General features: G+C 70.8%; 21 protein-coding genes. 6 read left to right on the forward strand and 15 right to left on the reverse strand.

Going from position 1 to position 23,876, the window contains the following annotated elements:
• The first annotated feature begins 20 nt into the window (after positions 1-20).
• On the forward strand, positions 21-614 hold the full coding sequence (gene pth, locus JT723_RS23000) for an aminoacyl-tRNA hydrolase (protein WP_205046657.1): 594 nt from the start codon (positions 21-23) through the stop codon (positions 612-614).
• A 107-nt stretch (positions 615-721) separates the two neighbouring features.
• A complete protein-coding gene (locus JT723_RS23005) occupies positions 722-1,189 on the forward strand; it encodes a hypothetical protein (RefSeq protein ID WP_240166052.1) in 468 nt (155 codons plus the stop codon).
• Positions 1,190-1,244: 55 nt separating this feature from the next.
• On the opposite strand, the gene JT723_RS23010 is transcribed toward JT723_RS23005, so the two are convergent.
• Positions 1,245-2,066 carry a trans-aconitate 2-methyltransferase gene (locus JT723_RS23010; protein ID WP_205046659.1) on the reverse strand — a complete coding sequence of 274 codons (822 nt, stop codon included), beginning with the start codon at positions 2,064-2,066 and terminating at the stop codon, positions 1,245-1,247.
• Positions 2,067-2,202: 136 nt separating this feature from the next.
• Between JT723_RS23010 and JT723_RS23015 the strand changes: the two genes are divergently transcribed.
• On the forward strand, positions 2,203-2,700 hold the full coding sequence (locus JT723_RS23015; RefSeq protein WP_205046660.1) for a MarR family winged helix-turn-helix transcriptional regulator: 498 nt from the start codon (positions 2,203-2,205) through the stop codon (positions 2,698-2,700).
• Here JT723_RS23015 and JT723_RS23020 read toward each other — a convergent pair.
• The 13 genes from JT723_RS23020 to rsmI form a co-directional block, all read right to left on the reverse strand.
• Positions 2,659-3,456 carry a response regulator transcription factor gene (locus tag JT723_RS23020; RefSeq protein ID WP_251512971.1) on the reverse strand — a complete coding sequence of 266 codons (798 nt, stop codon included), beginning with the start codon at positions 3,454-3,456 and terminating at the stop codon, positions 2,659-2,661. The two genes, JT723_RS23015 and JT723_RS23020, sit on opposite strands and share 42 nt — an antisense overlap.
• Before the next feature lie 250 nt (positions 3,457-3,706).
• Positions 3,707-4,837: a galactokinase gene (gene galK, locus JT723_RS23025; protein WP_205046662.1), complete on the reverse strand. Its 1,131-nt coding sequence runs from the start codon at positions 4,835-4,837 to the stop codon at positions 3,707-3,709.
• The gene (galE, locus tag JT723_RS23030; RefSeq protein ID WP_205046663.1) at positions 4,834-5,814 is read right to left on the reverse strand and encodes a UDP-glucose 4-epimerase GalE; all 981 of its coding nucleotides are present in this window, start codon (positions 5,812-5,814) and stop codon (positions 4,834-4,836) included. Before galE ends, galK begins: the two co-directional genes overlap by 4 nt.
• On the reverse strand, positions 5,811-6,863 hold the full coding sequence (galT, locus tag JT723_RS23035) for a galactose-1-phosphate uridylyltransferase (RefSeq protein WP_205046664.1): 1,053 nt from the start codon (positions 6,861-6,863) through the stop codon (positions 5,811-5,813). The genes galE and galT overlap by 4 nt, the downstream gene beginning before the upstream one ends.
• A gap of 207 nt (positions 6,864-7,070) precedes the next feature.
• A complete protein-coding gene (locus JT723_RS23040; protein WP_205046741.1) occupies positions 7,071-7,748 on the reverse strand; it encodes a response regulator transcription factor in 678 nt (225 codons plus the stop codon).
• Positions 7,749-7,964: 216 nt separating this feature from the next.
• Entirely contained in the window at positions 7,965-9,731 is a 1,767-nt protein-coding gene (locus JT723_RS23045) for a PQQ-binding-like beta-propeller repeat protein (RefSeq protein WP_205046665.1), read from the reverse strand.
• A 148-nt stretch (positions 9,732-9,879) separates the two neighbouring features.
• On the reverse strand, positions 9,880-11,676 hold the full coding sequence (locus JT723_RS23050; protein ID WP_205046666.1) for an ABC-F family ATP-binding cassette domain-containing protein: 1,797 nt from the start codon (positions 11,674-11,676) through the stop codon (positions 9,880-9,882).
• Between the two features lie 455 nt (positions 11,677-12,131).
• A complete protein-coding gene (locus JT723_RS23055) occupies positions 12,132-13,031 on the reverse strand; it encodes a 4-(cytidine 5'-diphospho)-2-C-methyl-D-erythritol kinase (RefSeq protein ID WP_205046667.1) in 900 nt (299 codons plus the stop codon).
• Positions 13,032-13,047: 16 nt separating this feature from the next.
• Complete coding sequence (gene rsmA / locus JT723_RS23060) at positions 13,048-13,905, reverse strand: 16S rRNA (adenine(1518)-N(6)/adenine(1519)-N(6))-dimethyltransferase RsmA (RefSeq protein ID WP_205046668.1); 858 nt, start codon at positions 13,903-13,905, stop codon at positions 13,048-13,050.
• A 218-nt stretch (positions 13,906-14,123) separates the two neighbouring features.
• Entirely contained in the window at positions 14,124-15,251 is a 1,128-nt protein-coding gene (locus JT723_RS23065; protein WP_251512972.1) for a resuscitation-promoting factor, read from the reverse strand.
• Positions 15,252-15,297: 46 nt separating this feature from the next.
• A complete protein-coding gene (locus tag JT723_RS23070) occupies positions 15,298-16,155 on the reverse strand; it encodes a TatD family hydrolase (protein WP_205046669.1) in 858 nt (285 codons plus the stop codon).
• 63 nt (positions 16,156-16,218) lie between these two features.
• The gene (locus tag JT723_RS23075; protein WP_240166054.1) at positions 16,219-16,638 is read right to left on the reverse strand and encodes a hypothetical protein; all 420 of its coding nucleotides are present in this window, start codon (positions 16,636-16,638) and stop codon (positions 16,219-16,221) included.
• Between the two features lie 246 nt (positions 16,639-16,884).
• Positions 16,885-17,748 carry a 16S rRNA (cytidine(1402)-2'-O)-methyltransferase gene (gene rsmI / locus JT723_RS23080; protein WP_205046670.1) on the reverse strand — a complete coding sequence of 288 codons (864 nt, stop codon included), beginning with the start codon at positions 17,746-17,748 and terminating at the stop codon, positions 16,885-16,887.
• Positions 17,749-17,897: 149 nt separating this feature from the next.
• Here rsmI and JT723_RS23085 point away from each other — a divergent pair, with 149 nt between their 5' ends.
• From JT723_RS23085 to JT723_RS23095, 3 genes are all read left to right on the forward strand, one after another.
• Complete coding sequence (locus tag JT723_RS23085; RefSeq protein WP_205046671.1) at positions 17,898-19,622, forward strand: dolichyl-phosphate-mannose--protein mannosyltransferase; 1,725 nt, start codon at positions 17,898-17,900, stop codon at positions 19,620-19,622.
• Between the two features lie 726 nt (positions 19,623-20,348).
• The gene (locus JT723_RS23090; protein ID WP_205046672.1) at positions 20,349-21,566 is read left to right on the forward strand and encodes a coiled-coil domain-containing protein; all 1,218 of its coding nucleotides are present in this window, start codon (positions 20,349-20,351) and stop codon (positions 21,564-21,566) included.
• Positions 21,567-21,641: 75 nt separating this feature from the next.
• On the forward strand, positions 21,642-22,430 hold the full coding sequence (locus tag JT723_RS23095) for a GntR family transcriptional regulator (RefSeq protein WP_205046673.1): 789 nt from the start codon (positions 21,642-21,644) through the stop codon (positions 22,428-22,430).
• On the opposite strand, the gene JT723_RS23100 is transcribed toward JT723_RS23095, so the two are convergent.
• Entirely contained in the window at positions 22,414-23,544 is a 1,131-nt protein-coding gene (locus JT723_RS23100; protein ID WP_205046674.1) for a helix-turn-helix domain-containing protein, read from the reverse strand. The two genes, JT723_RS23095 and JT723_RS23100, sit on opposite strands and share 17 nt — an antisense overlap.
• Between the last annotated feature and the right edge of the window lie 332 nt (positions 23,545-23,876).

The following is a 23,876-nucleotide window of genomic DNA, read 5'->3' on the forward strand; positions in this document are numbered from 1 at the left end:
CCGAAGACCTGGAGACGTGGATGAGCGAGAGCACAGCGCCCTGGCTGGTGGCAGGGCTGGGCAATCCGGGGCCGGAGTACGCGGCGAACCGGCACAACATCGGCTTCATGGTCGCCGACCTGCTGGCCGAGCGGATGGGCGGGCACTTCAAGCGCTCGGGCAAAGCGCAGGCGCATGTCGTCGAGGGCCGGATCGGCCCGCCGGGACCCGCGAGCCGCCGGGTGGTGCTGGCCAAGCCGATGACGTACATGAACCTGTCCGGCGGCCCGGTGACCGCGCTCAAGGACTTCTACAAAGTGCCGACCGAGCAGATCATCGCGGTGCACGACGAGCTGGACATCCCCTACGCCACGCTGCGGCTCAAGCTCGGCGGCGGCGACAACGGCCACAACGGGCTGAAGTCGATCACCAAGTCACTGGGCGCGAACTACCTGAGGGTGCGTGCGGGCATCGGCCGGCCGCCAGGGCGGATGGACGTGGCCGCCTTCGTCCTCAAGGACTTCTCCGCTGCCGAGCGCAAGGAGCTGGACTGGTTCGTCGACCGGGCGGCCGACGCCGTCGAGGCGCTGATCTCGGACGGCCTGGAACGCGCGCAGAGCACGTACAACAGCTGACCGCGCGGGCGGTCCTGTCCGGCGCCGCATCCCGCCGCCGGGTTTGACCGGACGGCATGCCATGGCCAAAGATCGCCCGCATGGTCAAGAGGAGCCGTTCCCGCCGGATGGCGGAGGGCGCTTGGGGACTGGTGCTGCTGGCCCGGGTGGTCGGCGTGACCGCGGTGGTGGCGCTGCTGCTGGTGTCCGGCGCCTGGGACTCCTGGCGGACCGCGCAGCACGTGATGCTCACCAAGGGCCGCGAGCACGGCACGATGACGCTGGCCTCCTGCGTCGACTCGACCTGTACGGGACCCTTCACGCCCAAGGGCACCGCTCTGGCCCGCGCGAAGGTCACCATCAGCCTGCCGATCCGGCACGACACCGGAGCGAAGATACCCGTCGCCATCGAGCCGGGCACGGACAAGGCCGTCAGGGCCGGCTGGGGCGGCGTCCTCTTCGCCTGGGTGCCGCTGGGCGGCGCCCTGCTGCTGGCGGCCGTCGTGCTGGCCGGCGGCCTGCGGATGCGCCGTACGGCGTGGGCGGCGGCGGCCTGCGGTGCCGCGCTGCTGGCCGGCGCCTTCCTCACGCTGTGAGCGGGTCCGCCCCCGGCCCCGGCGGGCACGGGGGCGGACGTCGCACCGGCCGGACTCAGGCGCCCGCGGTGCGGGCGACGGCGAAGATCCGGCGGAAGGGGAAGACGGTGCCGTGCGGCCCCGGCGGGTACGCCTTGCGCAGCAGGTCGCGGTACTGCCCGACGAATTCCCGCGCCGCCTCCGGGTCGCCGTCCAGCGCGGTCAGGACCGGCCGCAGCGCGGTGCCCTTGGTCCACTCCAGGACCGGGTCCTCGCCGTGCAGCAGCTGCACATAGGTGGACTCCCAGACGTCCACCTCCTGGCAGCCGAGTTCGGTGAGGCGCTCCAGGTACTCGGCGGGGCTGAGGATGTGCACGTAGCGCCTGCCGTGGCCGTCGAGCCGCGAGCGCCACTGCGGGGTGTCGCACAGCTCGGCGAGCAGGGCGTGGCTGGGCGCGGTGAAGTTGCCCGGCACCTGGAAGGCCAGGGTGCCGCCGGGGGTGACGTGGTCGAGCCAGTCGCCGAAGCGGTCGGCGTGGCCGGGCACCCACTGCAGCGCCGCGTTGGAGACGATCAGGTCGTACGGCTCGTCCGGCGTCCATTCGGCGGCGTCGGCCCGGCGGAAATCCAGGGTGCCGCCGCCCGGGGTGGGTCCTGCGTACTCCGCCGCGGTGGCGAGCATCTCGCGTGAGCTGTCCAGGCCGGTGATACGGGCGGCGGGCCAGCGGTCGGCGAGCAGCGCGGTGACGTTGCCGGGGCCGCAGCCGACGTCGGCTATCCGGGGGGTGTCACCGCCGGGCAGCTCGGCGACCCGGGTGAGGAGGTCGAGGAAAGGGCGGGTGCGGTGGGTGGCGTGCCGGAGATACTGGTGTGGGTCCCATGTCGGTGCTGCGTGCATCGTTCGTACTCCCTGGGTGGTACGGAACCGCTGCCGGAAGCGGAGGGCCACGTTCTGCCCTCCACTTCCAGGCTCCTCCCATGGATATCTTGATGTCAAGAGACTTCATATCGACAGACCTATTACACTGATCTCCATGGAGGACGAGGTCGACCGGCTGGTCGCTGCATGGCGCCGAGAGCGCCCCGACCTCGACGTCGAACCGCTCGAGGTGCTCAGCCGGGTCAGCAGGCTCGCGCGGCACCTGGACCGCGCCAGGCGGCTGGCCTTCGCCGAGCACAACCTGGAGCCCTGGGAGTTCGACGTCCTCACCGCGCTGCGCCGGGCCGGTACCCCGTACCAGCTCTCCCCCGGGCAGCTGCTCACCCAGACCCTCGTCACGTCCGGCACGATGACCAACCGGATCGACAGGCTCGCCGAGAAGCGGCTGGTCGAACGGCTCCCCGACCCCTCCGACCGGCGCGGTGTGCTGGTCAGGCTCACCCCGGCAGGCCAGGACCGCGCCGACCGGGCGCTGGCCGGCCTGCTCGCCCAGGAACGCGCCATCCTGGGCGAGCTGAGCCGGGCCCAGCGGGCCGAACTGGCGGCGCTGCTACGACAGCTGACCGCGCCTTTCGACAACGTCCCCACCTGAGGGGACCAGCTCCACCGGCCCCACGCCCGCCCGCCGGGCCAGCGCCACGGCCGCGAGCGTGGAGTGCACCCCGAGCTTGCCCAGCACGTTCTGCATATGGGTGCGCACCGTGTGCGGGGACAGGAACAGCCGCTCGGCGACCGCCTTGCGCCCGAGCCCCGCGACCATGCAGCGCAGCACCTCCTGCTCGCGCGGGGTCAGCGACTCGACCAGCTGCTCGCTCTCCGTGCGGTGCCTGCGGGCCGCGGTCAGCTCCCGCAGCACCCCGGTCAGCAGCGCGGGCGGCAGGTGCGTCTCGTCCCGCAGCACCCCGCGCATCACGGCCAGCAGCCGGGACAGCGAGCAGTCCTTGGCGACCCAGCCGGACGCGCCGGCCTGCAGCGCGATGGCCGCCCGGTGCGGGTCGTCCCGCTCGGCCAGCACCACCGTGCGGGTGCCGCCGTGCTCGGCGCGGACCCGCTCGACCAGCGCGAGGCCGTCGATGACGGGGTCGCGCGGCTCGGGGCGCCGCTGCTCGGACAGCGGTGGCACCGCGGCCAGTTGCGGCCGGTCCCGCGGACCTGAGCCCAGGTCGGCGTCGACCAGCAGTACGTCGTAGCGCCGGCCGTCGACCGCGGCACGGTCCAGGCAGCGCTGGGCGGCGGGCCCGCTGCCTGCCGCCGATACGTCGACGTCGGATTCCGCCGCGAGTGCGGCGGCGAGCGACTCGGCGAAGATGCGATGGTCATCGACGACGAGCACGCGGATTCGTCCCACGGACACCACTCCCGCTGTACGGCACTCCCCCAGTGGCGGGGCCATTTCGCGTGGGATCCGGCACCCGGTCACGGGGCCGCCGCCCCGGGCACGGGTGCCGAATCCCGTGCGTCTCGCCCCCTGATCGACACCGGCCCCCACCGGCGTCGTGGGAAAAGCGTAGGGGTTCCGCCGCGCATTGGCGCCTTCTTGACGGAACTTGCCCATCCGGGCAACGCACCCGCCCGCGCGGCGGTGCGCGGCTTCCCCGTCAGGGCAGGCGGTGGGCGCCCTGGGAGGGTGTGGCGGCGAAGATCCGGGCCGCCGGGAGGGCGGCCTGGACGGCCTCGGTGACGGCGGGCACGGACTCGACGGGGACCAGGGCGATGGCCGAGCCGCCGAAGCCGCCGCCGGTCATCCGCGCCCCCAGCGCGCCGCGGTCCAGCGCCGTGTCCACGACCAGGTCCAGTTCGGGGCAGGACACCTGGAAGTCGTCGCGCAGCGACAGGTGGCCCGCGGTCAGGACCGGGCCGATGTCCCGGATGCGCCCGGCGTCCAGCAGCGCGATGACGTCCTCGACGCGCCGGTTCTCGGTGACGACGTGCCGGGTCAGTCGCCGCAGCCGCTCGTCGGGGAGCGCGTCGAGGGCCGCCGCCAGGCCGTCGTGGGGCACGTCGCGCAGCGAGGGCAGGCCGAGCGCCGCGGCGGCGGCCTCGCAGCCGGCCCGCAGCGAGGCGTAGGCCCCGTCGGCGTGCGCGTGCTTGACGCGGGTGTCGGCGACCAGCAGCGTCAGGCCGTTGCCTGCCAGGTCCAGCGGCACCTGGCGCTGTTCGAGGCCGCGCACGTCGAGGTGCAGGGCGTGGCCCTCGGTGCAGCACGCGGAGGCGGTCTGGTCCATGACGCCGACGGGCGCGCCGACGTAGACGTTCTCCGAGCGCTGGCACAGCAATGCCAGCTCCTGCCGGCCGGTCCGCACCCCGTGCAGTTCGCCGAGGGCGAGCGCGGTGACGACCTGCAGGGCGGCCGACGACGACAGGCCGCCGCCGACCGGCACGGTGCTGTCGTAGTGGATGTCGGCGCCGCCCACGGGCTGCCCGGCCTCGCGCAGCGTCCACAGCACCGCGGCCGGGTAGGTGGCCCATCCGGCGCCGGTGCCGGGGGCGAGGTCGTCGACGCGCAGTTCGACGACCCCGCCGTCCATGTCGGCCGAGTGCACGCGCAGCAGGCCGTCGTCCCGGCGGGCGACCGCGGCCCTGGTGGTCTGCGGGAGCGCGAAGGGCAGCACGTGGCCGTCGTTGTAATCGGTGTGCTCGCCGATCAGGTTCACCCGTCCTGGCGCCGCCCAGCAGCCTTCGGGCGCGCGCCCGAAGACGTCCTTGAAGGCTATGCCGAGGTCCGTCATCGTGCGTCCTCCCCGAGGGATTGGGCGAATGTCCAGGCGTCGCGGACGATCTCCGCGAGGTCGGTGCGGGTGGGCTGCCAGCCGAGCCGGTCGCGGGCGCGCTGTGCGGAGGCGACGAGCACGGCCGGGTCGCCGGCCCTGCGCGGCTGCACGGACTCGGGCACGGGGTGACCGGTGACCCGGCGTACGGTGTCCACGACCTCGCGCACGGAGAAGCCGCTGCCGTTGCCGAGGTTGCAGATCAGGTGCTCGCCGGCCGCCGCGTGGTCGAGCGCGAGCAGGTGCGCCTCGGCCAGGTCCGCGACGTGGATGTAGTCGCGCAGGCAGGTGCCGTCGGGCGTCGGGTAGTCGTCGCCGAAGACGGAGATGGCCTCGCGCCGGCCCTGCGCGACCTGGAGGACCAGCGGGATCAGGTGCGACTCGGGGTGGTGCCGCTCGCCGTACTTCCCGTACGCGCCCGCGACGTTGAAGTACCGCAGAGAGACCGCGGCCAGCCCGTGGGCGGCGCACTCGCCGCTGATCATGTGGTCGACGGCGAGCTTGGTGGCGCCGTAGGGGTTGGTGGGCGCGGTGACGGCGTCCTCGGTGATGGGGACGGACGCCGGTTCGCCGTAGGTGGCGGCGGTGGAGGAGAAGACCAGGGTGCGCACCCCGGACGCCCGCATGGCGTCGAGCAGTTCGAGGGTGCCGCCGACGTTGTTGCGCCAGTACTTGGCCGGGTCCGCGACCGACTCGCCGACCTGCGAGGACGCGGCGAAGTGCAGGACGGCGTCGTAGGAGCCGTCGAGCACCTTGGCGGCGTCCTGGACGCGGCCCTCGACGAAGTCGGCGCCGTCGGGTACCCCCGCGCGGAAACCGGTGGACAGGTCGTCCAGCACGGTCACCCGGTGCCCTGCGGCCAGCAGATGGGCGCCGACCACCGAACCGACATAGCCGGCACCACCGGTGACCAGCAGCTTCCTGGGGCTCTCACTCACTGGCTCGCTACCTCTCGCAGTCGCAGCGCGGCGGCCTCCGGCGGCACGTCGTTGATGAACGCGCCCATGCCCGACTCGGACCCCGCAAGGTACTTCAGCTTGCCCGATGTGCGGCGAATCGTGAAAAGCTCCAGGTGCAGTCCGAAGTCGCGTCGCGACGGTTCGCCGAAGGGCGCCTGGTGCCAGCCGGAGATGTACGGGGTGGGCGGCTGGTCGGGGCCGAAGATCCGGTCGAAGCGGCGCAGCAGCTCCAGGTAGACCCGCGGGAACTCGGCGCGTGCGTCCTCGTCCAGCGCCAGCAGGTCCGGCACCCGGCGGCGCGGGAAGAGGTGCACCTCGTAGGGCCAGTGGGCGGCGTGCGGGACGAAGGCGGTCCAGTGGTCTGCGGCGAGCACGATCCGCCGGCCGTCGGCGGTCTCGTCGGCGAGGACGTCATCGAAGAGGTTGCGCCCGGTGCGCTCGCGGTGCTCGGCAAGGGTGCGCAGCATCAGCGCGGTGCGCGGGGTGACGAAGGGGTAGCCGTAGATCTGGCCGTGTGGGTGGCCGAGGGTGACGCCGATCTCCCGGCCGCGGTTCTCGAACGGGAAGACCTGGACGACGCCGGGCAGTTGGGACAGCTCGCGGGTGCGGTCGATCCACGCGTCGAGCACCAGGCGGGCGCGGGCCTCGGTGAGGTCCGCGAAGGAGGCGTCGTGGTCGGAGGTGAAGCAGACCACCTCGCAGCGCCCCGCGCCGCCGGCCAGCGACGGGAAGCGGTTCTCGAAGACGACGACCTCGTAGTCGGTGTCGGGTATCTCGCTGAGCCTGCCCTCCCTGGACGGGCACAGCGGGCACTCGTCGGCCGGCGGGTGGTAGGTGCGGCCCTGGCGGTGCGAGGCGATGGCCACGGTGTCGCCGAGCAGCCGGTCGTGGCGCAGCTCCGAGTGGGTGGCGACGGGCTCCAGCGGACGGCGGTCGACGGCGTCGCGGACGACGGCGTCGGCCGTGTCCTCAGCGTCGTAGTAGATCAGTTCGCGGCCGTCCGCGAGCCGGGTCGTCGTCTTCTTCACCCTGCAGACCCCTCACACCACAATCACCCAACATAACCGCACACAATGAATCATGACAGAACAGTGCAGTCAATGCGCGAGGGCAGGTGAAGTTGAGTTCATAAGCTGTACGAAGCGTGGAGTCCGTTTCGGGCACAACCAAACAAAGCCGAACAGATACGTGACCTTACCGGCCCGTACCAGCGCGGCTGGGCTCCCGCGGACCGCTCAGCGCCGTCCGGAGGCCGCCGCGCGGTCCAGCAGACCGGTGCGCGCGGCCAGTGCGGCCGCCTCGAGACGGGAGCCGACGCCCAGCTTCATCAGCACCCGCTGCACATGGGTCCGGGCGGTGCTCGGCGCTATCCGCATCCCGGCGGCGATCAGCCGGGTGTCCTCGCCCTCGGCGACCCGGACCAGCACCTCGATCTCCCGCGGGGTCAGCAGCTCCAGCAGCCGCATGCCCTCGTCGTCCGGCTGCTGCGCCGGGTTGAGCAGCTCGGCGAAGGCGCCCTGCAGCAGCGGCTGCGCCACCGCGACCTCACCGGTCCTGGCCTTGGCCATGGCCCGCTCCACGCCCTCGATGCGCTCGTCGTGGCGTACGTAGCCCGACGCGCCGGCCGCGAAGGCCGCCGCGATGCCGCGCGGGTCGGGCACCGGGCCGAGCACGACCACCGCGACCCCGGGCCGCTCGCGTTTGATCCTGGCGACCGCGTCGAAGGCGCCGGGCTCGGCGGGCGCGGCCGTGCCGAACAGGCACACCTCGGGCGCCCGGGTCAGCACCAGCTCCGCCGCACCGCCCGAGGGCGCGGACGCGGCCAGCACGCGGTGCCCGCGCAGCTTGAGCGCCGAGGCCAGTGCCTCGGCGAGCAGCCGGTGGTCGTCGACCACGACGAGGCGTACGCCCATGTCGGCCATCCCCCATCCCCCCGGGGGTCCGCTCCGCCGCCGCCCCCGTTCCCTGTGCATACCGCGCCCGAGCCGGTCCCAACCGCAGCCCCGCACGGTAGGGGCCCAGGCCGCGAAGTTACACGCTTGCCCCACACGCGCGCGCCCCCAACCGGGCAGAATCTCCGGGAATTCCGGGCTGCCTGCCGACAGGGGGCGCGCGGGTGGGGCGGGCGGTCAGTGGAACTCGACCAGGTACATCTCGTCGTCGTTGCCCTCGTAGACGGTGTGGGTCACCTGGTAGAAGTGCCCGTTGTGCCAGTAGGGGTAGTTCTCCAGGTCGGACAGGTCGACGTGGTCCTTGGAGCCGTCGGCGAAGCCGGCGTACTTCTTCATCGCCCCGGTCGCCGGGTCGACGGTGACCAGCTGGCCCGGCACGTCGTAGTCCGGCGGCTCCAGCGCGAGCACCTGGCCGTCCACGAAGTCCATCGCGAGGATGTCCTGCTTGTCCTCGGGCTTGGCGACCCACTTCTGCTTGCCGTCGCTGGTGTTGAAGGCGACGATGCCGCTGAGCACCTGGCCCTTGCTGTCGCCCTGGCTGCGCAGCGTCAGATAGACGGTGTCCTTGCTGACCAGCACGTTGTGCACGTCCTGGGCGCCGTTGTCGCCGAGCGAGACGTCGTACTTGTCGGTGCCCAGCGAGATCCTGGACTGCATGCGGCCGGCGGCGAGCGTGACGACGTCGGTGGCGTTGCTGTTCTCGGTGCCCAGCACCACCACGACCGGGTCGGTGGACACGATCGCGTTGACCTCGGTGCCGCTGGGCGCGGTCCAGGTCCACTTGGCCTTGCCGTGGTTGTCCGGGTCGATGACCTGGACCTTGTAGGTCTTGTAGTCGCAGTTGACGATCACCACGAACTGGCTGCCGCCGCCGTATCCGTCGTCCTCGCAGTTGCCGTTGCCGCCCTGCCACAGCACCGCCTGGGTGGACAGCCGGTAGCCGATGGAGCCGTTCAGCCAGTCCACGCCGACCGTGTCGCCGCTGACGGCCATCTGCGAGTAGTCGAAGTCGGTCTTGCCGCCGGTGCCCCCCGGCAGGTCGGCCGACCACTTCTGCACCCCGGTGGTCAGGTCGAAGACCATCACCTTGTTGCAGCTGGGGCCGTACTGGATCGCCGCCAGGTTCTGGTACGTGTCCCGGGCCGCCGCGCAGTCGCCACGTGAGGCGGCGGGCAGCGTCCAGGCCGGGTTGCCGGTCGCCTCGTCATAGGCGACGACCTTGTCGATCTCGCCCTTGACCACGTACTTGTCGGTGAACCAGATCCCGAAGACGGTCTTGAGGTTGTCCTTCTCGGCGACCTTGTCGGCCGGCTTGTCCCAGCCGAACTGCAGCTGCGTGGAGTGCGGCGCGGACGTCGGCCCCTTGCTGCTGGCCTGGACCCTCGGCTTGGGGCCGGGGTCGTCGCCGCCGCCCTTGGTCGCGAAGTAGACACCGCCGGCGATCACCAGCACCGCCGCCACCGCCGCCGCGATGATGATCATCAGCTTGTTGTTCGAGCGCCCGCCGCCCGGAGCCCCCGGATACTGCTGCTGGCCCGGGTAGCCGTAGGGGCCCTGCGGCGGCACCTGCCCGTACTGCGGCTGCCCCGGGTACTGCGGCTGGGCGCCGCTCGCGTACGGCGGGGGCGGCGGGGTGCCCTGCGGCGGCAGCTGCGGCGACGGGAAGGCCGCCTGCGTCGGCGCCTGCGCGTACGGGTTCTGCGCCGGCGGAACGGGCTGCGCGTACGGGTTCTCGCCCGGCTGCGGCCGGCCAGGCGCCGGGTAGCCGTAGCCGCCGCCCGGGGGCGGCGGCGGGGCCTGCGCCGGGTAGCCGTAGCCGGGCGGCGGAGGCGGGGTCTGCGGCGCCTGCGACTGCGGCGGAGGACCCGGCGGGGGCGGCACGGCGCCGTCGGACGGCTTCCCGAACTCGGGCGGGTTGCCTGGCGGCGGGGGCGGCTGCGACATCAGCGGGACCTCTTCGAACTCATGCTGGGGGTCGGGTTGGCGGAAATTCTTTCTATCACCCGGCACACTTGCCCCCGAGGGCAGCCGCTGTTCCGTTACCGGCCCGCTACACGTTCTCCCCGACCCGCCGCCGCGGCCCGCCGGCCGCCTACTGGCCGCTGTCGTCGGCGAGTTCCAGCCAGCGCATCTCCAGGTCCTCGCGCTCCTCGCGCAACGCCCGCAGCTCCGCGTCGATCTCGGCGACCTTCGCGAAATCGGTGGCGTGCTCGGCGATCCGCGCGTGCAGCGTCTTCTCCTTGTCGCCGACCTTGTCCAACTGCCGCTCGATGCGCTGCAGTTCCTTCTTCGCCGCCCGGGTGTCGCCGGCCGGGCGCTCCTTGGCCGCGGGCGGCGGCGGTGCGGCCGCCTCCGCGATGGCCCTGCGGCGCTCCAGGTACTCGTCCACCCCGCGCGGCAGCATCCGCAGGCTCTGGTCGCCGAGCAACGCGAACACCCGGTCGGTGGTGCGCTCCAGGAAGTACCGGTCGTGGCTGATCACCGCCATCGACCCGGGCCAGCCGTCCAGCAGGTCCTCCAGCTGGGTCAGCGTCTCGATGTCCAGGTCGTTGGTCGGCTCGTCGAGGAACAGCACGTTCGGCTCGTCCATCAGCAGCCGCAGCAGCTGCAGCCGGCGCCGCTCACCGCCGGACAGGTCGCCGACCGGCGTCCACTGCTTCTCCTTGGTGAAGCCGAACTTCTCGCACAGCTGACCCGCGGTCATCTCCCGGCCCTTGCCGAGGTCCACCCGCTGCCGCACCGCCTCCACCGCCTGCAGCACCCGCCATGTCGGGTCCAGCTCGGCGACCTCCTGCGACAGGTACGCCAGCCGCACCGTCTTGCCGACCACCACCCGGCCCGCGGCCGGCTGCCGGTCGCCGTCACTGGCCGCCGCGTCGGCCAGCGCCCGCAGCAGCGAGGTCTTGCCCGCGCCGTTCACCCCCACCAGGCCGACCCGGTCGCCAGGACCCAGCTGCCAGGTGATATGCCGCAGCAACTGCTTCGGCCCGGCGGTGACGGTCACGTCCTCCAGCTCGAAGACGGTCTTGCCCAGCCGCGAGTTCGCGAACTTCATCAGCTCCGCGGTGTCCCGCGGCGGCGGCACGTCCTCGATCAGGGCGTTCGCCGCCTCGATCCTGAACCGCGGCTTCGACGTACGCGCCGGGGCGCCCCTGCGCAGCCACGCCAGCTCCTTGCGGACCAGGTTCTGCCGCTTGGTCTCCTCCGTCGCCGCGATGCGCTCGCGCTCGGCGCGCGCGAAGACGTAGTCGCTGTAGCCGCCCTCGTACTCGTACACCGAGCCGCGCTGCACATCCCACATACGCGTGCACACCTGGTCCAGGAACCAGCGGTCGTGCGTCACCACCACCAGCGCGGACCTGCGGGCCCGCAGGTGCTCGGCCAGCCAGGCGATGCCCTCCACGTCCAGGTGGTTGGTCGGCTCGTCCAGCACGATCAGGTCCTGCTCGTCGATCAGCAGCTTCGCCAGCGCGATACGGCGCCGCTCACCGCCCGACAGCGGCCCGATCACGGTGTCGAGACCCGCCGGGAAGCCGGGCAGGTCCAGACCGCCGAACAGCCCCGTCAGCACGTCCCTGATCCGGGCGTCCCCCGCCCACTGGTGGTCGGCCCGGTCCCCCACGACCTCGTGCCGCACCGTGGCGGCCGGGTCCAGGCTGTCGTGCTGCGTCAGCACCCCGAGCCGCAGCCCGCCCTGGTGCGTCACACGCCCGGCGTCCGGCTCCTCCAGCTTCGCGAGCATCCGCACGAGGGTCGTCTTGCCGTCCCCGTTGCGCCCCACGACCCCGATCCGGTCGCCCTCCGAGACCCCCAGCGAAACGGCGTCCAGCAACGCCCTCGTGCCGTACGTCTTGCCGACGGCTTCGACGTTGACCAGGTTGACGGCCACTCTTGCATTCTCCCAGCGCCAAGTTTCCCCGAACCTCCCCTCACCCTAACCGCCCGCCCCGCTCCGTCCCCCCGGGCGCCGGACCTGCCGCGCCGTTCCCCGCGCCCCTTTCGGTGGGTGCCACCTGCTGTGGGCTCGCACCTTTCGGTGCGTTGTGGCTGGTCGCACAGTTCCTCGCGCCCCTTCAAGTCCTGCCCCTTGCGGTGGGCGATCACCTTTCCCGCCGTCGTGGCTGGTCGCGCAGTTCCCCGCGCCCCTGGGGGGTGCCCTCTCGGGCAGAGGGTGAGCGTTTTTCAGGGGCGCGGGGAACTGCGCGCCCCGCCCGGACGGGCGGAAAGCAAGCAACGCCACAGCAAGTGGCAATCACCTGGGGGCGCGGGGAACTGCGCGACAAGCCACCCACCGGGGGAAGGTCCCGGAGCCCACCGCAAGGGGCAGGGTCGGGGGGACCCCGGTCAGAGGAGGGTGGCGCCGGGAGCCGGGGAGAGGGCGGGGTAGGCCGCGGGGAAGGCAGCGGCAAGGGTCGTGGCGGCGCCCGCGGAGGGCGCAAGAAAGGCACACGTGGGCCCCGAGCCCGAAACAAGCGCCGCCAGGGCGCCGGCCGCGAGGCCCGTGGCAAGGGTGTCGGCCAGCGCGGGCCGCAGGGCCACGGACGCGGCCTGCAGGTCGTTGGAGAGCGCCGAGGCGAGCCCCGCCGCCGACCCCTCCCGCAGCGCAGCGACAAGCGCCGCGTCCGCGCCGGGCGCGGGAAGGTCCGAGGCGAGGTCACTTCCCCCGTCCGCCCGCCGCAGGCGATCGCACTCGCGGTAGACCTCGGGCGTCGACAGCCCGCCCTCGGCGACGGCGAAGACCCAGTGGAATTCCCCGCCGACCTCCAGCGGGGTGAGGATCTCCCCGCGCCCGGTGCCGAGCGCGGCGCCTCCCGCGAGGGAGAAGGGCACGTCGCTGCCGAGTTCCGCGCACAGCGCGAGCAGCTCTTCACGGGGCGCCCCGAGCCCCCACAGCGCGTCGCAGGCGACGAGCGCGCCGGCCGCGTCGGCGGACCCGCCGGCCATGCCCCCGGCCACGGGGATGTCCTTGTCGATGTGCAGGTGCACGTCGGGCTCGACCCCGTACCGCTTGGCGAGCGCGACGGCCGCGCGGGCGGCGAGGTTGGTGCCGTCGAGGGGGACGCGGTCCACGTCCCGCCCGGCCGCGGTGATCCGCAGCCCTTCCGCGGGCGCGGCGGTGACGTGGTCGTAGAGCCCCACGGCGAGGAAGACGGTGGCCAGGTCGTGGAAGCCGTCGGGGCGCCGGCCGCCGACGGAGAGCTGGACGTTGACCTTGGCGGGCACGCGGACGGTGACGGCGCTCACGGTATGGGCTCCTCGGCTACGGCTTGTGCTCGGCAACGGCGGCGAACTCCTCGACGGTCAGAGCTTCCCCACGGGCCTGCGGGGAAACTCCTGCGGCCACCAGTGCGGCCTCCGCGGCGCCCGCGGACCCGGCCCACCCGGCGAGCGCGGCCCGCAGGGTCTTGCGGCGCTGCGCGAAGGCGGCGTCCACGACCGCGAAGACCTCCTGGCGGCTGGCTGCGGTGCGCGGCGGGTCGCGCCGCACGAGCGCGACGAGCCCGGAGTCCACGTTGGGCGCGGGCCAGAAGACGTTGCGCCCGATGGCGCCGGCCCGTTTGACGTCGGCGTACCAGTTGGCCTTCACGGACGGCACACCGTAGACCTTGCTGCCAGGCCCCGCGGCGAGCCGGTCGGCGACCTCGGCCTGCACCATGACGAGCGTGCGCTCGATGCCGGGGAAGGTCGCGAGCATGTGCAGCAGCACGGGGACGGCGACGTTGTAGGGCAGGTTCGCCACGAGTGCGGTGGGCGGCGGCCCGGGAAGCCCGGTGACCGCCATGGCGTCGCTGTGCACCAGGTCGAAGCGGTCCGCCTTCTGCGGCAGCCGTGCCGCCACGGTCTCGGGCAGCGCCTGCGCCAGGACGTCGTCGATCTCGATCGCCGTGACGTGAGCGGCGGCTTCCAGCAGCGCCAGGGTGAGCGAGCCGAGGCCGGGGCCGACCTCGACGACCGTGTCGTCGGGCCGCACGCCCGCGGTCCGCACGATCCTGCGTACGGTGTTCGCGTCGATCACGAAGTTCTGCCCGCGCTGCTTCGTCGGCCGCACGCCGAGCGCCGCGGCCAGCTCCCTGACGTCCGCCGGGCCCAAAAGGGCGTCGCTCTCAGTGCCACTCACGCGCCCTAGGCTAATCGAGCCCCCCTCTCCCCCCGGCCACGCCAGTCCCGGGACCTTCCCCCGCGGGTGGCTGTTCTCGCAGTTCCCCGAGCCCCTTCTGTGGGCGCCACTTGCTGTGGCGTTGCCTGCCTTCCCATTCCTCGGGCTGGGCGCGCAGTTCCCCGCGCCCCTGAAAACGGTCACCCTCTGCGCGAGAGGGCAACCACCAGGGGTGCGGGTCACCGCAGGAGGTGGTGGCCGCAGGAGGGCCAGGGGGTGGTGCCGCGGGCGGCGTAGAGGCGTCGGGCGCGGGACGTCTGCTCCGCGGCAGACGCGTTCTGCGGCAGCCCCCGCCCCCCGAGCCCCCGCCAGGTCCTCGCGTCGAACTGGTAGAGCCCCCCGTACCGCCCGGACGGGTCGACCGCGTGCACGCGCCCGCCGGACTCGCAGAGGGCGAGCGCACGCCAGTCCAGACCGCCGGAGGCGCGCGAGGCCCGCGGGGCCTGGGGGGACGGCCCGGCAGGCCCGGCCGTTCCGATGCGGAGGACTTCCGCAACGGGCGCCCGGGTGACCCGGGACCTCACGACGCGAGTGGCGCGCGCCACTCCGTCCACGGTGCGGACGGCGTACCGCACCTCACGCACCCCTTCCCGCCCCGGCACCTCCACGGCAGTGGACCCGCGGGGCAGCGACGGGTCGCGGCGCCGTACGACGGAGTACGGCACCGGCTCGCGGCGCGTGCCCTGCACGGTGCGGACGCGTACGACGGTGACGGCGAGCCCGTCCGCCGGGAAGCCGCCCGCGGCGGGCGAGACCGTGTCCTCGGGGCCGAGGACGAGCCCGGCGTCGGCGACGGCCCCGCGGACGGTGACCGCGTGCGTGCGCACGATGTGCGCGCGCCCGTCCGCGACCACCGTGACCTTGCGCTGGGTGCGCACCGACAGGGCGAGCCCGTGCCGCCCGATGGCGGCGCCGCGCGAGGCGTCGATGAGGGCGCCGTCGGCGCGGACGCCGAGTTGCCGCAGTGCGGCGGAGACGGTGGTCGCGGTGGTCCACACCTGCCGACGGTGCCCGTCGAGCGTGAGGGTGAGCGGGCGGCCGTAGCGTACGGCCACGGCGTCGCCGTCGTGCAGGCGCTGGCCGGGTGCGGGCGCCACGATGTCGTGCCCGCCGACGGCGATGTGCTGCTGCCGCAGGACGTCGGCGACGTCCGCGGCGAAGGTGTGGACGGTGCGCGCCCGCCCGTCGACGGTGAGCCGTACGGTCTTGTCGGCCACGACATACGTCCCCGCGCCGCCGGCGAGCACCGCGACGACGAGCGTCTGCGGTACGAGCCTGCGTGCGCGTCCGGCGAGGTGAATGCCCACGACGCCGCACCTTAAAGCCTAAAAGCCGCAAAACGCCGCATTCATCTCATGTGTCGTAGCCGAACGCCCGTGCCGTGTTGGCGGCGATCGCCGCCGCGAGCTGGTCCTCCTCGTCTCCCCTGGCCGCGGCCATGGCGCGCAGCGTGACCGGGATGAGGTAGGGCGCGTTGGGCCGGCCGCGGTAGGGCACGGGGGTCAGGAAGGGCGCGTCGGTCTCGACCAGCAGCAGCTCGCGCGGGGCGACCGCGACCGCGTCGCGCAGGTTCTGCGCGGACTTGTAGCTGACGGTCCCGGCGAAGGACATGTAGTAGCCGTGCTCGGCGCAGACCTTGGCCATCTCGGCGTCGCCGGAGTAGCAGTGGAAGACGACGGTCCCGGGCGCGCCCTCCTCGGCCAGGATGCGCAGCACGTCGGCGTGCGCGTCCCGGTCGTGGATGACCAGCGCCTTGCCGTGGCGTTTGGCGATGTCGATGTGCCGGCGGAAGGAGTGCTGCTGGTCCTCGACGCCTTCCGGGCCGGTGCGGAAGTAGTCGAGGCCGGTCTCGCCGACCCCGAGGACCTGCGGCAGCGCGGCGAGCGCGTCGATGGCGTCGATCTCGGCGTCGAGCCCGGCCCGGCCGCCGCCTGCGGCGCGGTTCGCGACGCGCGGCGCCTCGTTGGGGTGCAGCGCCGCGGTGGCCCACACGGTGTCCCAGGCGGCAGCGGTCTCCGCGGCCCAGCGCGAGCCCGCGAGGTCGCAGCCGACCTGGACGAGCGTGTCGACGCCGACGGCCGCGGCCTGCGCGATCGCGTCGGCGACGCTGCCGGACTGCATGTCGAGGTGGGTGTGGGAGTCGGCGACCGCGACCCGCAGCGGCTCCGGCGCCGGCGGTGCGGCCTGCTTCTTGCTGTCCCTGTCTGCCATACCTGCGATCCTAGGGACCCGCTCCCGCGGCCCTCACCCGCCCGTCCCCCGCTCCCGCGGCCCTCACCCGCCCGTCCCGCCGCCTCCGTGCCCGCGGTGCAGGAAGTGCAGGGCCGGCCAGTGGTGCGGGTGGTGTCCGGCCGCCCCTGCCGCGGCCGGCGGCGGCACCGCTGCGGCCGTGCGGTGCGCCGCGGGCGAGGCGGCGGCCACGCCGGCGACCCGCCCGGCGCGCATGATGCGCACCCGGTGCCCGTCGCAGTTGTCGCAGGTGGGGTGGGTCAGCGGGGACGGCACCTGGGCGCCGTCCGCGAGGTAGGTGACGTAGGAGCGCCCGAAGGTGTCGACGTGGTGCTCGATCTCGTAGGCCTGCTCCCAGCCGTGGCCGCAGTTCATGCAGGCGAAGGAGTACGCCTCGTGCACGACGTTCGCGCCGGGGTCGGCGGTGGCCCGCGGCTTCGGTCCGCTTCCGATGGTGTCGCTCATGTGCAGCTCCTGCAGGCCCTCCGGGCGCCGTGCCCGGACCGGGACTTCCACTCCCCAGCGAACGCCCCGTTTCCGGCCGCCGCACGGGCCGTGTCCGAAGCTTGGACCAGATTTGGGGTCTATGGGAGAGATGGCGTGGATTGCTTTGCCACTCCCACAGTTTAGTCCGGCAACCGTCGCCCGCCCCGGTCCGGCAGCGGCGCAAGTCAGTACCCGCCCCGCGTCGCGAGCGCGGAAGGCCCGGCGTCAGGCCCCGCCGTGCTTGGCGGCGACGACCGCGTCGAAGACCTCCCGCTTGGGCAGTCCCGCGTCCGCGGCGACCGCCGCGATGGCCTCCTTGCGCCGCTCCCCCGCCGCCTCGCGGGCCGCGACGCGCCGGACCAGCTCCGCCGGGTCGAGGTCCGCGGGGCCGGGCGCGGGGGCGCCCTCGACGACGACGGTGATCTCGCCGCGCACCCCGTCCTGCGCCGCCCAGGCGGCCAGCTCGCCGAGCGGGCCGCGCCTGACCTCCTCGTAGGTCTTGGTCAGCTCGCGGCACACCGCGGCCCGCCGCTCGGCACCGAAGACCTCGGCCATGGCGGCGAGGGTGGCGTCGATGCGGTGGGTGGCCTCGAAGTAGACCAGCGTCCTGCGGTCGGCGGCGACCTCGCGCAGCCGGGACAGCCGCTCGCCGGGCTTGCGGGGCAGGAAGCCCTCGAAGCAGAAGCGGTCGACGGGCAGCCCGGAGACGGCCAGCGCGGTCAGCACGGCGGACGGTCCTGGCACCGCGGTCACGGTGATACCGCGCTCGACGGCCGCCGCGACCAGCCGGTAGCCGGGGTCGGAGACCGACGGCATGCCGGCGTCGGTGACCAGGACCACTCGCGCGCCGCCCGCCAGCGCCTCGACCAGTTCCGGTGTGCGGCCGGCCTCGTTGCCCTCGAAGTAGGACACGATGCGGCCCGCGGGCTCGATGCCGAGCGCCTGGGTGAGCCGGCGCAGCCGCCGGGTGTCCTCGGCGGCGATGACGTCGGCGCCGGTCAGCTCGGTGCCGAGCCGCGGCGGTGCGTCCGCGGGGTCGCCGATGGGGGTTCCGGCCAGTACGAGGACGCCTGCGGCTTGCGTGGTCACCGCCCAAGCTTCCCACTGACCGGGACCCGCCGCCGCGCCCGCCGTCCGGCACCGGTACGACCGGGTTCGACGACCGGCTTTGCGGACAAACAGGGGCGCCGGGCGCCGACCCTCATCACATTTTCAGAGGCTTTCCCTACGATGGCCCGGTGACGAGTGACACCGCGACGCAGGACCGGGCCGACGAGGCTGTTCCGGCCCAGCCGCATACGAGCCCGTGGGCGCAACGGCTGCGCAGGTTCGGCTATGCGGAGAGGCCGCGGACCGACACCCGCGAGCGCCTGGTGCCGCCCTTCCCCGAGCCGGGGACCAGGATGTGGCGGATGCTGGGCGCGAACGAGCGGGTCTCGCACCTGCTGGCCCGCTTCTCCGGCTGGCTCGGCCCGATCCTGGTGGCGGTCTTCGCCGGCGGCCTGCGCTTCTGGCACCTGGGCACGCCCCGCGAGGTCGTCTTCGACGAGACGTACTACGCCAAGGACGCCTGGTCGCTGCTCAAGCTCGGCTACGAGGGCACCTGGCCGGACGCCAAGATCACCAACCCGGACCTGCTGGGGCACCCGCAGACGATCCCGCTGTCCGACGCGCCCGGCTACGTGGTGCACCCGCCGGCCGGCAAGTGGGTGATCGCGCTGGGCGAGTGGATGTTCGGCATGAACCCCTTCGGCTGGCGCTTCATGATGGCGGTGCTCGGCACCCTGTCGGTGCTGATGCTGTGCCGGATCGGGCGCCGGCTCTTCCGCTCCACGGCGCTGGGCTGCCTGGCCGGGCTGCTGATGGCGGTGGACGGGCTGCAGTTCGTGATGAGCCGCATCGCGCTGCTCGACCTGGTGATCATGTTCTTCGCGCTGGCCGCCTTCGGCTGCCTTCTGGTGGACCGGGACTGGTCGAGGGCGCGGCTGGCCCGGGCGCTGCCGGTGGACGAGTCCGGCTGGGCGGGTCCCGACCGGCATGTGGGCGACCGGGTGGGCATGGGCTGGCGCCCGTGGCGTATCGCGGCCGCGGTCTGCCTCGGCCTTGCCGCGGCGAGCAAGTGGAACGGCCTGTACTTCCTGGCCTTCTTCACCGTCATGACGCTGGCCTGGGACCTGGGCTCGCGCCGGCTGGCCGGCGCCAGGCACCCGCTGCGCGCGGTGCTGCGCAAGGACTTCGGCTGGTCGGTGCTGACCATGATCCCGGTCACGGTGCTCACCTACCTGGCGACATGGACCGGCTGGTTCATGTCGAGCAACGCCTACAACCGGCACTGGGCCGACAACCGCGGCGGCACCTGGTCGTGGATCCCGGCGCCCTTGCGCAGCCTGTGGCACTACGAGTACGAGGTCTACCAGTTCAATGTGACGCTGCACACGCCCCACCCGTACCAGTCCAACCCGTGGAGCTGGCTGGTGCTGGGCCGTCCGGTGTCGTACTACTTCGAGTCGCCCAAGCTGGGCCAGGACGGCTGCCACAGCGCCGGCGGCTGCTCGAAGGAGATCCTGGCGCTCGGCACCCCGCTGCTGTGGTGGTCGGCGTGCTTCGCGCTGCTGTACCTGCTCTACCGCTGGGTGCTGCGCCGCGACTGGCGGGCCGGCGCGATCCTGTGCGCGGTGGGCGCGGGCCTGCTGCCGTGGCTGCACTACCAGGACCGCACGATCTTCTACTTCTACGCGGTCTCATTCGTGCCCTACCTGTGCCTGGCGGTGGCGATGATGGTGGGCGCCTTCCTCGGACCGCCGGGGGCCGGTGAGGGACGCCGGATGTGGGGCGCGGTCGGCGCGGGCACCCTGGTGCTGCTGATCATCTGGAATTTCATCTACTTCTTCCCGATCTACACCGGCATGACCATCCCGTACAGCGGTTGGCAGGCGAGGATGTGGTTCGACTCCTGGGTCTGACCAGTTCAGCGACGTGACGTGGGGCCCCACACCGGCAGTCCGGCGCGGGGCCCCACGGTCGTTGTCGGTCGTTGTCGGTAGACCTGGGCCGTCCGCAGACGGCCCAGGCACGGCCCGCTACAGCAGTGCGGCAGCCAGCAAAGCCAGGCCAGTGACGATCAACAGCCAACTCCCGGGCGTGGTGGGCGACTCGGCAAGTCCACTCACTCCAAGGCCAATAAGCGACAACGCACCCTCGTAGAGGCGAGTCGGCGGCTCAGATGGATTGGGAAGCGCGGGCAAGGCTTCCTCCCTACACTCGGACTCGAACACGGCCTGCTGGCCGCGCAGTTCCAAGGTCGCTGGAGCCCTGGGTGTTGCCGCAACTGTCACATGTTGCCAACAGTTCGCAACAGTCTGGGTCGTTAGTCGTGGAGGGCATCTGTGATGCACGGACAACTGCTACCGGTAAGCGACAGCGCCTCTCCAGAGGCAAGAGCACTGGCCGAAGGGCTCCGCGATGTCTTCTCTGGCCTGCGAGTGTCGGTACGTAGGTACGCGGGGCGATGCCACCGGGACCCTGGGACTGTCTCGCGGTACCTGAACGGCAGCCGAGTACCGCCGTGGTCATTCGTTCGACAGCTCATTGCGGACGTCAGCGAAGCGCATGAGACGCCAATTCGACCGGAAGTTTTTGATCATGTTAAGTCACTCCACCGAGCTGCGTTGCAGACTAGCAACACTGACATGTACAAGGTCCAGATACTCCAAGACCAACTAGAGGAGACTGATCGGGATCAACAACGCGCCAGAATCCGCGAGCAAGCCCTGATAGAAGCGGTGCAGATTCGACAGCGGCGCATCGCAGAGCTCGAAACCGCTCAGCTAGAGCTAGGCTCTAGGGCACAGGAAGAACGCAAGCAATGGATCCAAACAGCGGATGAATTCCAAAAAGAACAGAAAGATCTAAGATCTGAAATTCAGCGCCTACAAGGGGAGATTGAATACCTTAAAGAGGAGCTCGGTGAAACTCGCTCAGAAAAATCCAACCTCGAAGCCAAGTGCGTCGAGCTAGAGGAACGTCTGGCAGTAGCCGAAGCATCGGCTGATTCAGGCACGGAATCTCGGGACCTTGATTCCCTCGAACGAGCTCAAAAGGAAGCCGAAGATGCAAAAACCGAGCTGAACGCTCTCAAGGAGGAATTAGCACGCCTGCGATCCACAGAGGCACCTAAGGCTGCAAATTTCCCGCACACGGCAGCCGATCAGCTTCAAAACGTTGCCGATCTGACCCCCCAGCAAGTAACAAAGACCATTCTTCTGGCAGATTTGAGGGCTGACCAGATTGCAAATCACCGACTTGTCCAGGATATCGGCCGCTCGTACCCACTGGGGAGACTCGTCGAGGTACTCAAAGCACTGAGAAGCGCCAATAATAGATGGCTGATTCAGATACTCATTGCGATGGCAAAATACCGGTCCCCCTCCGAGATTTTCACATTCATCACGGAATATGGCGCCGAGGGCGCCTTCGGAAGTGAGGCACTCCAGTGGTTCGCCCAAAAGAGGACGGGAAACGATTTCTTCAAAATGCTGGAGATTTTTCGTGCCCATGGGATGACATCAGAAGTTGACGAGATGTTCCTCAGCGCTGCCGCTCGTAAGGATCCTGAAGGCGTCGAAGCGACCATGGACGCACTCGGCGGTTCAGACTTTGACACTTTCGTAGATTACATCGCAACCCAACGGCGCCCAGAAAGTATGCCTACCCTAATCACGCAACTGCAAGACTCCCACCCTGAGACCACAGCGACTATTATCTATAAGATGTACAAGATGCGCCCCAGTGATACCCAATCTCTGCATTCCGTTCTCAGCACACTTGACATGGAAAAAGAAGCCCGCCTGATGGAATCAATAATATCGCGATTCGAAGGAGAAGGAGAAGGAGAAGGAGATCGCTAATAGTGCGATAAAAGCTCGTACGGCGCAAACTACTCAACCAAAGTAATCTACTTCCGAAAAGCGAGGGATTTCATAATGGGCCCGAAGACAGCGAAGGTCTATGAGACTATTCGCGCCTGGCTCACCGAAGGTGAGCTTGCTCCGGGTGACAGGCTGCCCTCAGAGCGAGCTTTGGTGGAGAAGCTCAACATCGGTCGCACCGCACTGCGCCAGGTCCTCGCCCGCCTAGTTGCCGAGGGCGCGCTCGAAGTGCATAACCGGAGTTCCTACCGCGTCCCCGGTGGCGTGAGTGTGGAGACACCGAGCGACCTGGAGCCGTGGCAGATCCATGGCAAGCAGGACCTCTACGACAACCGCTGGGTCAAGCTAGAACTGTGGGACGTTGAGCCGCCCGGCGTTGAGCGCTTCGAGCACCACGTCGTGACGCTACAGCGCGTCGCCATTGCTGCTGTACTGGACGATCAGGACCGGGTCCTGATGCTCTGGCGCTACCGCTTCGTGCCTCAGCAGTGGGGCTGGGAGCTCCCGGGCGGGATCGTCGACGCTGGCGAGGACGGCAAGGCGACGGCTCTACGCGAAGTAGAGGAAGAGACCGGCTGGCGCCCGCGAGCGCTGGAGCACGTCGTGACCTTTCAGCCCATGATCGGCATGGTGGATTCGCCTCACGAGATCTTCGTGGGCCGTGGTGCTGAGCAAGTTGGTTCGCCGACGGACGTTGAGGAAGCCGGACACATTGAATGGGTGCCACTCGCGGATATCCCCGGTCTTATGGCACGCGGTGACCTCATGGGGTCCGGGACGCTGGTGGCGTTGCTACACGTCCTCGCCAACCGCGGCAAAAACGGGCCTACAGCCGCGCGCTGAGCAGATCAATCCGACGCCGCTGTCGTACTGATCCGGTGCGGTTCGCCAGCAAGCGCGCTTGCCGTAGATGGGTGTTCGCTTGGTCGTACTCCCCACGCGATAGGTGGGCATGAGCGAGGTCGCAGCGCAGTCCCGCTTGCGCCCGCACAAAGGTGCCGTCTACGACTTCGAGCGCGTCGTACAGGCGGCCCACCGCATCGTCATCTCCCAGCATGGCCAGCACATTCCCCTGCCATCGGGCGAGGTGACCGCCGTTGAGGAAGATGCTCAACATGTCCGGGTCCCGGTCTTCGGAGCCATCCGGGATGCTCCTGGCTGCCGCATCGAGAGCGCGGCGGCTCTCCGCGGGCATCCCGGCTTGCGCGCACAACTCAGCCTCAGTTGCGTACAGCCAGGCGAGCAGGCGCGGGGAGGCCCGGCGGCCGACTGTCTCCCGCGCATCGCGTACGAGGGCCACCCCAAGCGCCGGTCGTCCAGCCTCACACAGCACGTACGCCTGCTCTGCCATGGCGTGGGCTAAGTACATGGGCGCGTCCGCGTCTTGAGCCGCGCGCTTCGCAAGCTCGTAGTGCCGCCAAGCCCGCTCCACTGCGCCGGTATCGAGTGCCTGCCATGCAGCAAGAGTTGACGCTCCCGCCAAAGCGAGAGCGACGGGCCGTCGCGTGTCTGGCAGAACGGCGAAGTTGAGTGCATCCTCAAGGGCACTGAGGTGCCCGGACATCTGATCAACCAAGCCAGCAGCACCCATCTGACGATCCATGGTGCGAATCAACTCGGTCTGATCATTGAACGTCTTCACCAGGGAATGACTGACGCTGCTCGCGGCGTCGATGCGGGCCAACAGGTCGTCGTACCCGTCGGCCGTAGACGGGACCGCATCGCTCGGGGCCCCGCGTAGTTCAGCATCCGTGATGCCAAGGAGTGCCCGAAGGATCAGCGCGTAGCAGTCCGAGATCGACCGCTTGCCGTGTTCCCACTCCGACACGTAGACCTTCAAGCTCGCCGTCGAAGCAACGTCCGTGACGTGTTGCCGGGCGTAGCGCTCGATCTCGCCAACGAGTCGCTCCTGCGACCAGCCGCGCGCCTTTCTGATGCTCCGCAGTCCGTCACTCACAAGTCACCGTCCGACGCTTCGGTACTGACTGACTCTCACCAGCATGCCCCACATCGCCGCAGGTCAACAGGGGTTAACAACATCCAAGTTAAGGGCTGTTGGCTACCGACAGCCGCTCTGCCGCGGTGTTCTGGAGATGCACCGCGAGGCGAGCGAAGCACGTAGCCAACGCGAATCGCTTGACTCTGGTGCGCACCAGATGCCAACCTTCTGGTGCGCACCAGTTATGAGGAAGACCCTCTCGCTGGCGTGCGAGCCGCCCGGAGGGCCCGGTGAAAGGGGCCCCATGGAAGCGCTCGTTCCTTGAGAACTGAATATCGGGCTGCCGCCTC

This window comes from Actinacidiphila bryophytorum (genome assembly GCF_016916835.1).
Lineage (GTDB): Bacteria > Actinomycetota > Actinomycetes > Streptomycetales > Streptomycetaceae > Actinacidiphila > Actinacidiphila bryophytorum.